The sequence below is a fragment of the Natrinema halophilum genome (assembly GCF_013402815.2).
Taxonomy (GTDB): domain Archaea; phylum Halobacteriota; class Halobacteria; order Halobacteriales; family Natrialbaceae; genus Natrinema; species Natrinema halophilum.
In genome coordinates, this window is record NZ_CP058601.1 from 4182368 (window position 1) to 4195787 (window position 13420).

Below are 13420 nucleotides of genomic sequence, written 5' to 3' on the forward strand. Positions count from 1 at the left end.
GAGTACAGGGGATGGGTACGACTATCGGACCAAACACTCGCATCGTCAGTGCGGTACCCGACGCGGGTACCACCGTTGAATGCGCTCTCGATGACCTCGGCGTTACGATCGACGCAGTCCAGACTGCAGAGGCCTGTTTGAGGCAGATACCGAGTGCTGATGGGGTCGTGATAGCGGACACGCTCCCCGACACGACGGTCGTCGATTTCTGTGCAGATATTCGATCTCGGAGAGCCGAAATCCCGATCGTCGTCTACCCGGCGAACGGAAGTGAAGCGCTTGCAGGCGCGGTCGTCGCAGCGGGGGCCGATGCATACGTCCCTCGCACGCAGGGAACTGAAACCCTCATCGACCGGCTGCGCGAGTTGGTGGCCGCCGATAGAGTCGACACAACCGATCCAACCGACGCTACTACCGCGATACCGTCGACCACAGTCGACGTCCCATCAGATCGCTTTCAGCAATTTATCGAACGGTTACCACTTGCGGTCATCGAATGGACCCTCGAGGATGAAATACGAACCTGGAACCCGGCGGCGACGGAACTGTTCGGCTACACCGAAGACGAGGCGGTCGGCGAATCGGCCGTAGAACTGCTCGTGCCGGAGCGAGACAGGGACACAGTCTACGAACTACAGGAAGCCATCGTCGAGGACGGTTTCGACGGCGATCCGTTCTGGCAGGTCGATACGAACGTCCGGAAAGACGGGAGGCAGGTCACCTGCGAGTGGATTAACATACCGAAGGCCATCACTTCGGGTCCCGACAACGAGGTCGCCAGTGTTCTCTCCATCGCGCGAGACGTCACCGAGGAACAAAAGCGCGCGAACGCGCTCGAGGAACGCCTGCGGGCGGAGCGAGATCGGTTTATGGCACTGTTCGAGAACGTGCCAGACGCAGTCATTAGTGTCAGCCAACTCGAGGACGGTCCGATCGTCGAGAAGGCAAATCCGGCGTTCGAACGGATTTTCGGCTACGAGGAAGCTGAAATCGTCGGCACTCAGATCGATCAGATCATCGTTCCACGCGATCGGATGACCGACGCGGAAACCCTCAATCGACAGGGCAGCCGTGGTGAAATCGGTACGGCGGAAGTGAAACGACAAACGTCGGACGGTCTACGCGACTTCAGGCTTCGCGTCGTTCCGATGGAAACGGATGGATCGTCGGATCGTGCGTTCGCCCTCTACACCGACATCACCACACAGAAACAGCGACAGAAACGACTCGAGATCCTCAACCGCGTACTGCGTCACGATCTGCGCAACGGAATGAACATCATCGACGGGTGTGCGGAAATGCTCACAGACGGCATCGACGACGAGGACCGCAAATACGCCGATATCATCCAGGAGCGCACGGACGAACTCATCGACCTCGCAGAGAAAACACGCACCGTCGAGCGGATCCTCGACCGCGATGAGATCGTAGACGGACCGATCGACCTCACTGCAGCGATCGAACGGGCAGTCTCGAACCTCGAAAGCGCCCATCCCAGCGTCGACATCACCTGCTCGGTACCGGACCGAAGCTTCGCTCAGGCCGACGAGTACCTCCAGACGGCCATCTACCAGCTCCTCGAAAACGCCGTCGAACACAACGATCGGGCGCGTCCGACCATCGAGGTGACACTGGCGGACAGTCCGGACGACGAGTTCCTCTCGCTTTCGATCTCGGACGACGGTCCCGGGATACCCGACGATGAGCAAGACCTGCTCGAGGGTGACAAGGAGATCACGCAACTCAGACACGCGAGCGGCCTCGGCCTCTGGCTGGTCAATTGGGCCGTTACCCGGACGGGCGGTCACCTAAGCTTCACGGACAACGACCCTCGTGGTACCGTCGTCACCATCGAAGTGCCCCGAGCCAGCGTGGAATCGATCACGGCGGCAAGCGACGGAACGGCAACCGGAGATTAGGCCGAGTGGCTCCTCAGCGCCCCCATTCGTAGAACCACCAGCTTGCGCCGAGCAGCATAAGCCCCGCTCCGAAAGCCGACGTTGCGGGTTCGGGGAAAATGAATAGTACGAAACCGACGGCGATAAGCAGCGTTGGTTCGATTTCGTTCCAGTAATCCAAGACCGATGGGATCGCCATACGATCTGCTACCAGCGGTAGCGTAAAATACCTGCCTCGTTTGATCGACTTCTGAGTCCGTTCGCACCCGCCCGGATCGAGGGTTTCGAGCAGGACTCGACGGAGTGGCCGATCGTCGCCTCGGCGGCCCGCTCACTCGTTTGCTTCGTCCACCTGGACCGGATCGCTCGCGCGTGCCGGTGGGTCCTCGGAGACGGTTCGCTCGTCGATCAAATGACAGGAGACCCGCCGTCCGTTCTCTGCGACGAGGTCCGGACTCGAGTGCTGACAGATCGTCGGCAACTCGGCGTCGAGCAACTTCCGGGCCGCGGCAAAGTCCCCGACCGCCAGCCGTTCGACGGTGCTCGCGAACACCGATTCGATCCGCTCGTCCTCGAGGGGAACGTCGAGTTCGTACTCCGAACGAAGCGCGTCGTCGACGTCGGCCTCGAGGAGTTGGCAGGGACCCTCGCGCTCTTCGGCCAACGCAGGATACACCAGTTCGAACAGTTCGTCGGTTGTCATCCCCGACTCGATCCGTTGCTTGAAATCGAGGATCGCCCGCCAGGTCTCCTGTTCGATGTCGTATTCGTTCGGCGGGATGACCTCCGGACAGCGAGTGTGGAACCGACACCCGCTGGGTGGATTTGCGGGATCGGGGACGTCGCCTTCGAGTCCGACACGTCGTCCCCGTTGAGAGGGGTCGGCCGAGGGAATGGCCGAGACCAGGGCACTTGTATAGGGATGCTTGGGATTCGAGAACAGATCCGCTGCCGGTCCGACTTCCACGAGTTTTCCGAGGTACATAACGCCGACGCGATCGCAGATGTGCCGAACGACCCCGAGATTATGGCTAATGAGAAGGATACTCAGCCCAAACTCCTCCTGAAGGTCAGCCATAAGCTCGAGGATTTCGGCCTGTACTGAGACGTCGAGCGCACTGACTGGTTCGTCCGCAACGAGCAGTCGCGGATTCAAAACGAGCGCCCGGGCGAGTCCGATCCGCTGTTTCTGCCCGCCCGAGAATTCGTGGGGGTATCGGTCGATGTCGTCCGCTTGCAGCCCGACGCGGGCGAGAAGCGACTCGATAATCGACCTGCGGCGTTCGCGATCTTTCATGCCGTGGACGATCAGCGGCTCCGCAAGCGATTCGCCGACGCTCATTCGCGGATCGAGACTCGAATCGGGATCTTGAAAGAGTAGCTGTGCTTCGCGGCGGAACCGCTTCAGCTCCGCTCGATCGTACCCGGTAACGTCCCGTCCATCAAACCGAACGGTCCCGCCAGTCGGCTCCTCGAGACGAAGGATGGTCCGTGCCGCAGTCGATTTCCCGCACCCGGACTCGCCGACGATGCCGAACGTTTCGCCCTCGGCGATCTCGAAGGAGATCCCGTCGACGGCCTGCACGCGCCCAATTTCGTCGTTCAACACCCCTCGAGTCATCGGGAAGTGTTTCTCGAGGGAATCGACCTCGAGCAACGATCGGTCCTCGCTCATTGGCCACCTCCGAGGTGCGGGTTCGCGTCGGGCGTCCCCGCTACGTCGGGAAGGCTATCTGCTCCCTCACACAGGTGGACGCAAGACGCCCGATGACCGTCGCGGAGTTCGGACAACGGTGGCTGCTCACCGGCGTGACACTCCTCGGTCGCGTACTCACACCGTTCGTGGAACCGACACCCGGCCGGCGGGTCGATCGGGCTGGGGAGCGTTCCGGGGATCGGCTCGAGACCTGAGCGGCCGGGAAGGCAGTCGAGTAGTGCTTTCGTGTAGGGATGGGCCGGATTCTCGAAGATATCCTCGACGGAGCCGATTTCCATCACCTTCCCCGCGTACATGACGACGACCGTATCGGCGATCTCGGCGACGATGCCGAGATCGTGGGTAATAAAGATGATACCCATGTCGTATTCCGCCTGCAGCTCCCGGAAGCGTTCGAGTATCTGTGCCTCTATCGTAACGTCCAGGGCCGTCGTCGGCTCGTCCGCGATCAACAGGTCCGGGTCGCAGGCGAGTGCCATCGCGATCACGACGCGCTGTTTCATTCCGCCGGAGAACTCGTGAGGATAGTCGTCGATGCGGGTGGTAGCTTCGGGGATACCGACGTCCTCGAGGAGGTCGATCGCCCGTCGACGGGCCGTCGCCTTCGAAACGTCGCGATGAGCGTCGATCGCTTCCCGGATCTGGTAGCCGACGGTGTAAACGGGATTGAGAGCTCCTTCCGGGTTCTGGAAGACGTGTCCGATCCGGTCGCCGCGGAGCTCCCGTAACCTGGCGTCGGAAGCGGTACCGAGGTCCTCACCGTCGAAAACGACCGAATCCCCGACGAGTTCTGCGGGCGGCATCGGGAGTAGCTTCGTCACCGATTCGCCCGTCACAGTTTTTCCGGATCCGCTCTCACCGACGAGACAGACGGTCTCACCGCGATTCACGTCGAAGCTGACGCCGTCGACCGCCTCGACGACTCCGTCGTCGGTGTGAAAGTGCGTTCGCAGGTTCTGGATCGAGAGTAGTGGTTCGGTAGTCATCGTTGTTCGTGTCGGGGGTCAAGCGCGTCTCGCAACGCATCGCCGAGGAAATTGAAAGCCAGTACCGTCAGGAAGAGGAAGAGTCCGGGAATCGTCGCGACCCACCACGCGTTCTGGAGGTCGTTGCGGCCGACGGAAATCGCCCGCCCCCACGACCAGACGTTCGGGTCACCGAACCCGAGAAACGCCAGGACAGCCTCGTAGAGGATGAGCGACGGGATCGCGAGCGTCGCAGCTGTGATGATCGTGTTCGAGACGTTCGGAACGAGGTGTCGCGTAATGATCCACCACTCGCTCGCGCCGACGTTCTTTGCGGCATCGATGTATTGCTCTTCGGTGCGCTGAAGCGCCTCAGATCGGACGAGCCGTGCGGTCGCCGTCCACGTTGTCAATCCGAGGATGAGAAGGATGGTGAACAGATCGCCGCCGTAGAGGTAGACGACGAATAGAATGAGGAAAAACGTCGGGAACGTGAGCATGATGTCGACGAACCGCATCAACGCCTCGTCGACCAGCCCCCCGAAGTAGGCGGCGGTCGTTCCAACTGCACTGGCGAGAACGATAATCAGCAGACAACCGATGAGACCGACCATCATGCTCACCCGAGCGCCACTGACGACGATCTGAAGGACGTCTTCGCCCGACTGCATCGTTCCGAGCGGATGCTCCCAGGTCCCGCCCTCGAGACCGGGAAGGTAGCGGTAGAACACCGGCGGCTGGTAAGGGCTCGTGATATCAATCTCGGGCCGGCCGACGATGAACGGCCCGAACACGGCCAGCAGAAAGACGAACCCGAGGAAGCCGAGACTCACCACTGCGGCCCTGTTTTTGCTGAACTCCGCCCAGTAGTGGCGGGTCATCCGCGGGTTCTGATACAGGGGGACGATCCCGTAGAAGAACAACACCGCGATGGTGAGGGTAAATAGCCACTCGACGTTCCCCGGGTTCGGAGCGAACTCGAGCGGTCCCACCTCGTACGCGACGAGCGGGTGACGATTTCCGGCGAACAGGGCGTCGAGAACCCAGGCGAATATGATCCCGCCTATCGTGACGAGCGTCGCGATCCGTGTCGGCGTCAGTTCGAACCCGTCTTCGTACTCGTCCCAGTCGATATCTTCGAAGCCGATATCGTCCTGACCGCGGTCGGTTCGTGTGTCCGTATTCATTCGCGATCACCGAAGTCGATACGCGGATCGAGAACCGTATAACAGACGTCCTGAATCAGGTTCCCGAGGATAGCGATTAACACTGGTATGAGCACCGTCGCGAGGACGAGCGGCGTGTCTTGCTGGATGATCGCCTGATAGCTGACCAGCCCGAGCCCGGGGATCTGGAAGATCACCTCGAGGACGTAGCCCCCGGCGAACAACAACCCGAGAACGTCACCGACGAGGATCGTGATCAACGGCACCATCGCCGGCCGAAAGATGTGCCGGAGGGTCACCTCTCCCTCGGAGAGCCCTTTCGCCCGGGCCGTTTTGACGAACTCCGCCTGAACGTACTCGAGCGATTCCGCCCGGGCGTAACGCATCTCGGTGGCGATTGCGGACGTCCCGAGAACGACGATCGGCAGGAGGAGTTGCTTGACGTTCCCGAGAGAGAGGAGGGCGTGTTTGGTGGTGTAGAAGCTCGGCAGCACGTCGAACTGGACGCTGAAAAGCAAGATGAGCATGATCGCGAACCAGAAGTTCGGGAGACTGATGCCGGTGAACGCGACCAGCGTCGCCGCGTAGTCTTCTCTCGTGTGCTGGTGAGTCGCCGAGTACAGCCCGATTCCGAACCCGAGAACGACAGAGAGCACCGTTGCAGGGAACACGTACTGGAACGAGTATATCCAGGAACTCGTGATGACGTCGATCACCGGCTGGTTGTACAGGGTCGACCAGCCCCAGTCGAGGGTCACCAGCCCGATCATGAAATTCGCGTATCGCTCCCAGACGGTGTCTCCGTACCCGAGCTGGTGCTGGTACAGTTCTTTCGCTTCGTTCACGCTCATGCCCGATTGCACCTGCTGATCGACGAACGTGGCCCCGCCGGCGGAGATTGGCGAGAAGTCGATGAGCAGGAACGTGATCGTCACCGTGATCCAGGTCGCGACGACAGTCCACGCAAGTCGCTTCGCGATGTACCGTTTCATTGTTCGATCGTGGTTACTGTTCGGTCTCGAGTTGCCAACGGACGATGTCGTACCCCCACGAGATGCTCGGTTCTTCGGTCGGATCGACGTAGCTGCGGTAGCCGTTGACATCCTTTCCGAAGTAGAGGAAGTTCCAGGGTTGTTCTTCGCTGAGGATACCGAACACCTCGGCGAGAGCCGCTCGTCGCTCGTCAAGGTCAGTCGTTCTGGCCGACTCGGCGAGGCGGTCTGCAATCCCGTGTGGATCGTCGTAGCCGTACGCGTTTGCCGTGTTCCACGGCTCGTCGGTGGCACGCCAGTACGATTCGGTCGCTTCCGGGGCTCGCGGGTACGAGTTGCGACCGATCCCGCCCATCAGGTCCCACTGTCGCGCGTCTCCCGGTGGCGAGTAGAAGTACTCGTCCAGCATGGTATTCCACGGGGTCGGATCGAGTTTCACCGTGAGTCCGAGATTATTCTCGAACTCCTTCTGGATGTATCGGGCCGTCAGCTTCGTCGACTCAGACGAGTCCGAGAACACGTAATTGAGGGTAACCACCTCGCCATCGCCGTCGACGACGCGTCCGTCCACGTAGGTGTACTGACCGGAGAGAGACCGCTCGAGTCGGTCTCGAGCGCCGTCCGGATCGTACTCCCACTCGACGACCTGCGAATCATCGTAGAACTCGGAGTACGCCGGCTGGAGCGTATGCGCGACGTCTGCGTACCCATAGATGATGTTCTCGACGATCGCCGCTCTGTCGACGGCCATGGTTAACGCTTGTCTCACTTCGGCCGTCTCGAGTGGATTCCAGCCGTCAGCTCGCATGTTGTACATCAGGCTGGTACAGTAGACAGTCGGCGTCGGGATGACCTGGACTCCGTTCATCGCCTCGAACTCGTCCGCGCGACGTGCCGGAATGCCCGTGTTGGTGATGTCGCCGGCCTGAATGGCAGACAACCGTGTCGATTCCTCGCGCATGACCTGATAGGTCCACTCTTCGATATTCGGTGCGTCTTCGTACCCCTCGTAGTTTCGCAGGTAGTAGTCGTCGTTTCGGGGTGCGTACATTCGCGACTCGGTCTCGAGTTCGTCGACGGTGAACGCACCGAGATTACCGGTGTAGCTCAGTCCCTGGATTTCTTCGTCTTTGTTCAACCCGTCTCCGTTACGCTCTTTTACGTACGGCTCGGCGAGTTCTTTTGGCACGACTGCCTGAAATCCCCAGAGAACCGGTGCCTTCAGGAATCCCGGGAACGGCTCCGGCGTCCGGACCACGATCTCGTAGTCGCCGGTTTGCTCGACGTTGAACCACGCCTGAGTTCCGTCCGAACCGGCGGTCTCGAATCCCTCCGGTACCTCGTCGACGCCCATTCGCCAATTGTCGGCCATCGAGACTGCGGCCCAGTTGTCCTCGCCCTGGATGATTTCGGTTATCGAATACACCCAATCCTCGGCGGTCATCGAGCCGTAAGGGTCCGACCACTCGCCGTATTCGGTAAGCGTGAACGTCCACTCAGTGAAGTCGTCGTTGGTCTCGTAATCCCTCACGAGACGGGGTACGAAGTCGTCGTTTTCGTCGAAACCGTAGGCCGGGTCCAACACGCGGGAGACGCGATTGCCGGAGGTGGTGTCCGTGATTCGAAAGACGTTGTAATTTGGGGCTTCACTCCCTTGAGCACCGATCCAGTGTTTCTGATTGGAGCCACCGGTGGCCGGCGAATCGGTACAGCCAGACAGAAATGCCGTACTACCGATCGCCATCGATTTCAGGACGGTTCGCCTCCTGTTACCGTTTAATTTTCTACTGGGTGTCACACTAGGTAATAAGTAACCGTTTACATAATACTTTCCGCTATTTTGGAAAATGTATCGCTACTTCTGCTTAGTTATATCATAATCTGGCGAATAGTAATACTATCGCCTATTGATAATACCGATAGTTATCGCGTCTCGAGATGTTCGCGTAAGCTGCCATTACCAGTACGTCACGCCGTCTCGAGACGTCGCTCGAATTGCGGTTCTATCCCGTTCCAGATGCCACTGCGCCCGATGCAATCGAACGTGTTGAGTTACGCTCTATCGACCGGTCCCGTCCGAATCCGATTCGAAATCGAACAGTTGGTTCGCCAGCCCCGACCAATCGGCAGGGTCTCGGTCGAATCGAACCGAACCGCGATACCCACCTGCGTAGCAAAACAGCAGCCGCTTGCACCGTTCTGTAGGTCGGTGGCTTGAAATGGCAACTCGTCGAACTGTCCATACGGCGCCTGTTATCGCGTCAGCGGCTGATTGAAGCTCCGTTCGCGATCTCTGACGGTCTCCCAGGTCAGTTCGCATTCGCACGAAACCTGCTCGAAGACCGCCGGATCCTGCCGCAGGTCGAAATCTTTGATCGCCTTCTGAACGCGGTCGTCACAGTCCCCGCAGTTGTGGGGCCCTCGATCAGAGCCGTGGCCAACTGGATCCGAGACAACGATCGCGTCGACGTCCGCCGTCTCCTCGAGGACGTGGGTAACTGACCAGAGCCACGGCGGCCGGTAGCCGTCGTTGAAGTAGAGTTCGTCGACCATCGTGTAGCGCTGGACGTTACACGGGTTCATCGAGACGGTGTGACAGCCCTCGACGGCTGCACACCGTTCGACCGACGAAATCATGTCCTCGACGGATTCGGATTCGGTGAGGAAGGGCGGCTTCAGCAGGAGGTAGGCCTTGATCCCTGCCGCGGCGTCGCTCTCCGAGTCTGCGGCGGCGGCTTCCGCACAGGCGGCCTCGAAGTCCGCGAAATCGAAGTACTTGTTCACGCAGTCGTGGCGAACGCGGTCTGTCGCCGTCTCGAGGCCGATCGCGACGTCGGTGTCGAGTCCGTGCCGGGCGAAATCACCAATTTTCTCTCGGTCGACGAAATCGGGAAGGGATTCGACAACCATGCGCTCGCGGTCGGCGAAGGTGTCGGCGATCGCACGGCGACTTTCCGCGCCGACCTCGCGTTCGTCGAGGAACGAGCCGGAGGTGTAAATCTTGATCAGGTCGGCTAGCTCGTCTGCGTTGTCGGCTTCGTGCTCGAGACAGACGTCGATCTGGTCCATGAGCGCGTCGTGAGGGACGGAGCCGCCATCGACGCTCTCGGCGACGTAGCCGCACATGGTACAACCGCCGGCGCGTGCCCAGCGACAGCCACCGGTGTTGAGAATGATCGTCAGGCTCTTCTTGACGCCGTCGGGGGTATTGTCCTCGTCGAGCCAGACGCGGGTCGGCTCGTGGGGATCGTAACTGGCCTCCTTGCGCGAGCGAATCTCACGCATCGCCTGGTTGTGGGCGTCCATGCCCTTGCCCTGCTCGTAGACTTCGGGCGTGGGTTTACTCATTAGAGGACGAAAGCGGACCAGCGCGTAAAGCGCCTTCGTCTGCCCTCGACCCTCGCGTTCGCTCTGCTTCCGTCGGTGGTCGATCGATGGCCCGTACAAGAAGAGACGGGTATCGGCTGCCTCGACTCGGCTCGCGCGCTCTGAAAAAAGTATCTTCGAACGTCGAGTTGCGAGCTAGTTTTCGGCTCCGCCGGCAACGCCGTCGCCCTCGGCACTGGCTTCGTCTTCACCACCGCTCTCGTTCATTTCAGATGACGCGTCGTCGCTTCCGATGTCCTCGAGTTCGCTTGCGTCGGCGAGCGTGAGCGTGTCACCGGTTGCGTTCTCGATCGTGATCGACGATGCGGAGAGCGACGAGATGGTCCGATTAGAGCCCGCGTCGCTCTCATTTGCCATCCCGTCGGTCATCGTCGCGTCGTCCTCGCCCATCGTCGTATTTTCGTCGGCGCTATCGAGGTCGTCACCGTCGGTGGTCTCGTTGTTCATTCCGTTGCCATCCGCGTCCATGCCGACGCTCTCAGTGCCTTCTTCGACCGACTCGACGGACATCGATTCGATCGTCACTGTATTGACGTCGAACGCTTGGATCGTGAGGTTCTCGATCTCCCGCGACGCGTTTTCCGCCGACGCGTTTTCGGCTGACGCGTTACTCGCATCCGACATCTCGAGGTCGGTACTCTCGGTCGTCGCGTTCTCGTCGCCGGCCGACTCGAGGTCGTCGCCTCCGGTCATCTCGGTATCGTTCGTCGCCGTATCGTTCGTCGCCGTATCGTTCGTCGACGCGGTTTCGTTGGCCGATGCGGAGTCACCGGCGTTCTCGCCGGCAGTCAACTCCTCGATCGTCATCTCTTCGACAGTCATCCGCTCGATCGTCAGGTTCTGAATCGTGACCTCGCTCGTGTTCTCGTCGAGCAGGCCCTGATCGCCGGCGCTTTCGTTCGCCATAGTGTCGTTTTCGTCGGTGCTGTGGTCGGTTTCCACACCGTTGCCGTCGCCGCCGACGCCGAGATTCGTCTCGTTCTGACTGGCGGATTCGTTCGCGCCTATCTTGGCGGACTGGTTCGCGTCGCCGCGTTCGAGGTCCTCAAGCGTGACGCCTTCGAGCTCGAGAGACTCGAACTGAACGTTCGAGAGCGTTACGTTATCGCTGGCGTTGGATTCGTTTCGGGCGGCGGTTCCGTTATCGCCAGCGGTGGCGGTATCAGCGTCGGTCGCGTTGCTTTCGTTGTCGACGGTAGCGGTACCGCCGAGTTCGTCCTGCAGTTCCTGTACGTCAGCGTCCAACTGCTCGACGTTCAACTCCTCGATCGTCGCGTTTTCGATCGTGATGTTCTCTATCTCGAGTGTCTCGACCTGTACGTTCTCGAGCGTTGTGCCAGAATCTGACTCCGATTCGCCCATGTCTCCGGCGTCGTCCGCGACTACGGTCGCACCGGCGAGGGCGGGACCCCCCGAAAGTGCGACGAGTAGTGCGACGAAGACGGTGCCGACTGTCTGCGGTCGTGAAACCATGCGATTTCGGCTCCCACCGATCACAGACTAAAACGAGGTGACTGTTACGGAATTAGCCTCGAGAAAGTTACTGTTAGAATCTCGCAGCAGGCGCTAACCGCTAGTTCATCGTTTTGCTCTCGATTACTGTTTAGCTATTCGTCAGGAACGATCGATGGACTAATAGGAAGCGCGACTCCGCCGGGACGGGTATTTGGGTTGCAGCTGCCAGTTCCCGACGTAGATCGCCACGAAACGGTCGCCAAGGCGCTCGTAACCGCTTTTCGTGACGAATTTAGCTGGCTTCAGTTAGCCACTCGGCCGAAACCCCGCAAGACTTACGTTGGACACTGCAACAGACGGTCGATGCGCGAGTGCTTCGAACTACGGGACACCGACGCCGGCGGACGGATCGGTGATCTCGCCGTCCCGCGTGCCGGCGTCACCGTCGAAACCCCGGCGCTCCTCCCGGTGATCAACCCGAACCTGGATACTATCAGCCCTCGACGCCTCGCTGACGAATTTGGCGCCGAGATCCTCATCACGAACTCCTATATCATCCACGGCGACGATACCCTCCGCGAACGCGCCATAGAGCAGGGTCTCCACGAGATGCTCGACTTCCCCGGCGCGATCATGACCGACTCGGGTTCGTTCCAGTTATCAGAATACGGTGAAATCGACGTCACGACCGAGGAGATCCTCGCCTTCCAGCGCGAGATTGGCTCCGACATCGCCACCCCCGTCGATATCCCGACGCCGCCGGACGTCTCCCGCGAGCGCGCCGAAGCCGAACTCGAGATGACCCAGGAACGCCTCGAGATCGCCGACGCGGCCGACACGGGAGAGATGCTCATCAGCGCGCCCGTCCAGGGATCGACCTACTCGGACCTCCGCGAGCGTGCCGGCAGCCACGCCGAGGAAACTGACCTCGACGTCTTCCCGATCGGCGCGGTCGTCCCGCTGATGAACGATTACCGATACGACGATATGATCGACGTCGTCGCCGCCGCCAAACGCAGCCTGGGTGCTGACGCCCCTGTCCACCTCTTCGGCGCAGGCCATCCCATGATGTTCGCGCTCGCGGTCGCGATAGGCTGTGACCTGTTCGATTCGGCGGCCTACGCGCTGTACGCCCGCGACGACCGCTACCTGACCGTGCGAGGCACTCGAGCGCTCGAGGATATCGAGTACCTCCCCTGTTCCTGTGCCGTCTGCACCGAACACTCTCCTGACGAGCTCCGGTCGCTCCCCCCGAACGAACGCGAGACGGAGCTCGCAGCCCACAACCTCCACGTCACATTTGCCGAAATCCGTCGGATCAAGCAGGCGATCCGCGCCGGCAATCTGCTCGAACTCGTCGAGCAACGCGCCCGCGCTCACCCGACGATGCTCGACGGGTATCGCGCATTGCTCGACCACGCCGCCCAACTCGAACGCTCTGATCCCGTCTCGAAGGGCTCGTTTTTCTACACGTCCCACGAAAGTGCACGTCGCCCGGAAATCCTGCGTCACCACCAGCGCCTCGAGCGACTCTCCGTTCCCGATTCGCTGTTGCTAACCGTCGATCGGTCCGCACCTGACGACGGGTTCGACGAGGTCTGGCGAGTCCAACCCCCGTTCGGTCCCTTCCCACGGGCCCTCTCGAAGAGCTACCCCCTCACCGCTGAGGTCCCGAAACGAACGGATCGGGCGGCCCTCGAGGCCGCAGCCGCCGGCATCACTCGACTCGTCGAGGCCAATCCGAACGCGTCGGTTACGCTCGCTCATCGAGGATGGCCGACGGGAGTCCTCGAGACGGTCCCCGAGTCGGTCCAACTACTCGACCTCCTGGCTGAATAGG

The 13420-nt window shown here is 60.7% G+C and carries 10 protein-coding genes; 2 read left to right on the forward strand and 8 right to left on the reverse strand.

Annotated features, from left to right (window positions below):
* Window positions 1–11 precede the first annotated feature (11 nt).
* Window positions 12–1919 (forward strand): PAS domain S-box protein, encoded by a 1908-nt coding sequence (locus HYG82_RS40930; protein WP_179263971.1) that lies wholly within the window; start codon window positions 12–14, stop codon window positions 1917–1919.
* 13 nt (window positions 1920–1932) lie between these two features.
* Here the strand turns inward: HYG82_RS40930 and HYG82_RS40935 are convergent, their stop codons facing one another.
* The 8 genes from HYG82_RS40935 to HYG82_RS40970 all read right to left on the reverse strand — a co-directional run bounded on the left by HYG82_RS40935 (window position 1933) and on the right by HYG82_RS40970 (window position 11598).
* A complete protein-coding gene (locus HYG82_RS40935; RefSeq protein WP_179263973.1) occupies window positions 1933–2097 on the reverse strand; it encodes a hypothetical protein in 165 nt (54 codons plus the stop codon).
* A 132-nt stretch (window positions 2098–2229) separates the two neighbouring features.
* Window positions 2230–3573, reverse strand: coding sequence for an ABC transporter ATP-binding protein (locus HYG82_RS40940; protein ID WP_179263975.1), 1344 nt, complete (start codon window positions 3571–3573; stop codon window positions 2230–2232).
* The gene (locus tag HYG82_RS40945) at window positions 3570–4601 is read right to left on the reverse strand and encodes an ABC transporter ATP-binding protein (protein ID WP_179263977.1); all 1032 of its coding nucleotides are present in this window, start codon (window positions 4599–4601) and stop codon (window positions 3570–3572) included. Before HYG82_RS40945 ends, HYG82_RS40940 begins: the two co-directional genes overlap by 4 nt.
* Window positions 4598–5767 carry an ABC transporter permease gene (locus HYG82_RS40950; protein WP_179263979.1) on the reverse strand — a complete coding sequence of 390 codons (1170 nt, stop codon included), beginning with the start codon at window positions 5765–5767 and terminating at the stop codon, window positions 4598–4600. Before HYG82_RS40950 ends, HYG82_RS40945 begins: the two co-directional genes overlap by 4 nt.
* The gene (locus HYG82_RS40955; RefSeq protein WP_179263981.1) at window positions 5764–6738 is read right to left on the reverse strand and encodes an ABC transporter permease; all 975 of its coding nucleotides are present in this window, start codon (window positions 6736–6738) and stop codon (window positions 5764–5766) included. The genes HYG82_RS40950 and HYG82_RS40955 overlap by 4 nt, the downstream gene beginning before the upstream one ends.
* A gap of 13 nt (window positions 6739–6751) precedes the next feature.
* Window positions 6752–8482: an ABC transporter substrate-binding protein gene (locus HYG82_RS40960; protein ID WP_179263983.1), complete on the reverse strand. Its 1731-nt coding sequence runs from the start codon at window positions 8480–8482 to the stop codon at window positions 6752–6754.
* 509 nt (window positions 8483–8991) lie between these two features.
* On the reverse strand, window positions 8992–10086 hold the full coding sequence (locus HYG82_RS40965; RefSeq protein WP_179263985.1) for an archaeosine biosynthesis radical SAM protein RaSEA: 1095 nt from the start codon (window positions 10084–10086) through the stop codon (window positions 8992–8994).
* 174 nt (window positions 10087–10260) lie between these two features.
* A complete protein-coding gene (locus HYG82_RS40970) occupies window positions 10261–11598 on the reverse strand; it encodes a hypothetical protein (RefSeq protein WP_179263987.1) in 1338 nt (445 codons plus the stop codon).
* 345 nt (window positions 11599–11943) lie between these two features.
* Here HYG82_RS40970 and tgtA point away from each other — a divergent pair, with 345 nt between their 5' ends.
* Window positions 11944–13419, forward strand: a complete 1476-nt coding sequence (gene tgtA, locus HYG82_RS40975) for a tRNA guanosine(15) transglycosylase TgtA (protein ID WP_179263989.1) — start codon at window positions 11944–11946, stop codon at window positions 13417–13419.
* The last annotated feature ends 1 nt before the right edge of the window (window position 13420 follow it).

Coding starts and splice junctions, on each gene's coding strand:
- HYG82_RS40930 (WP_179263971.1), top strand. CDS start 12: ATGGGTACGACTATCGGACCAAACACTCGCATCGTCAGTGCGGTACCC.
- HYG82_RS40935 (WP_179263973.1), bottom strand. CDS start 2,097: ATGGCGATCCCATCGGTCTTGGATTACTGGAACGAAATCGAACCAACG.
- HYG82_RS40940 (WP_179263975.1), bottom strand. CDS start 3,573: ATGAGCGAGGACCGATCGTTGCTCGAGGTCGATTCCCTCGAGAAACAC.
- HYG82_RS40945 (WP_179263977.1), bottom strand. CDS start 4,601: ATGACTACCGAACCACTACTCTCGATCCAGAACCTGCGAACGCACTTT.
- HYG82_RS40950 (WP_179263979.1), bottom strand. CDS start 5,767: ATGAATACGGACACACGAACCGACCGCGGTCAGGACGATATCGGCTTC.
- HYG82_RS40955 (WP_179263981.1), bottom strand. CDS start 6,738: ATGAAACGGTACATCGCGAAGCGACTTGCGTGGACTGTCGTCGCGACC.
- HYG82_RS40960 (WP_179263983.1), bottom strand. CDS start 8,482: ATGGCGATCGGTAGTACGGCATTTCTGTCTGGCTGTACCGATTCGCCG.
- HYG82_RS40965 (WP_179263985.1), bottom strand. CDS start 10,086: ATGAGTAAACCCACGCCCGAAGTCTACGAGCAGGGCAAGGGCATGGAC.
- HYG82_RS40970 (WP_179263987.1), bottom strand. CDS start 11,598: ATGGTTTCACGACCGCAGACAGTCGGCACCGTCTTCGTCGCACTACTC.
- tgtA (WP_179263989.1), top strand. CDS start 11,944: ATGCGCGAGTGCTTCGAACTACGGGACACCGACGCCGGCGGACGGATC.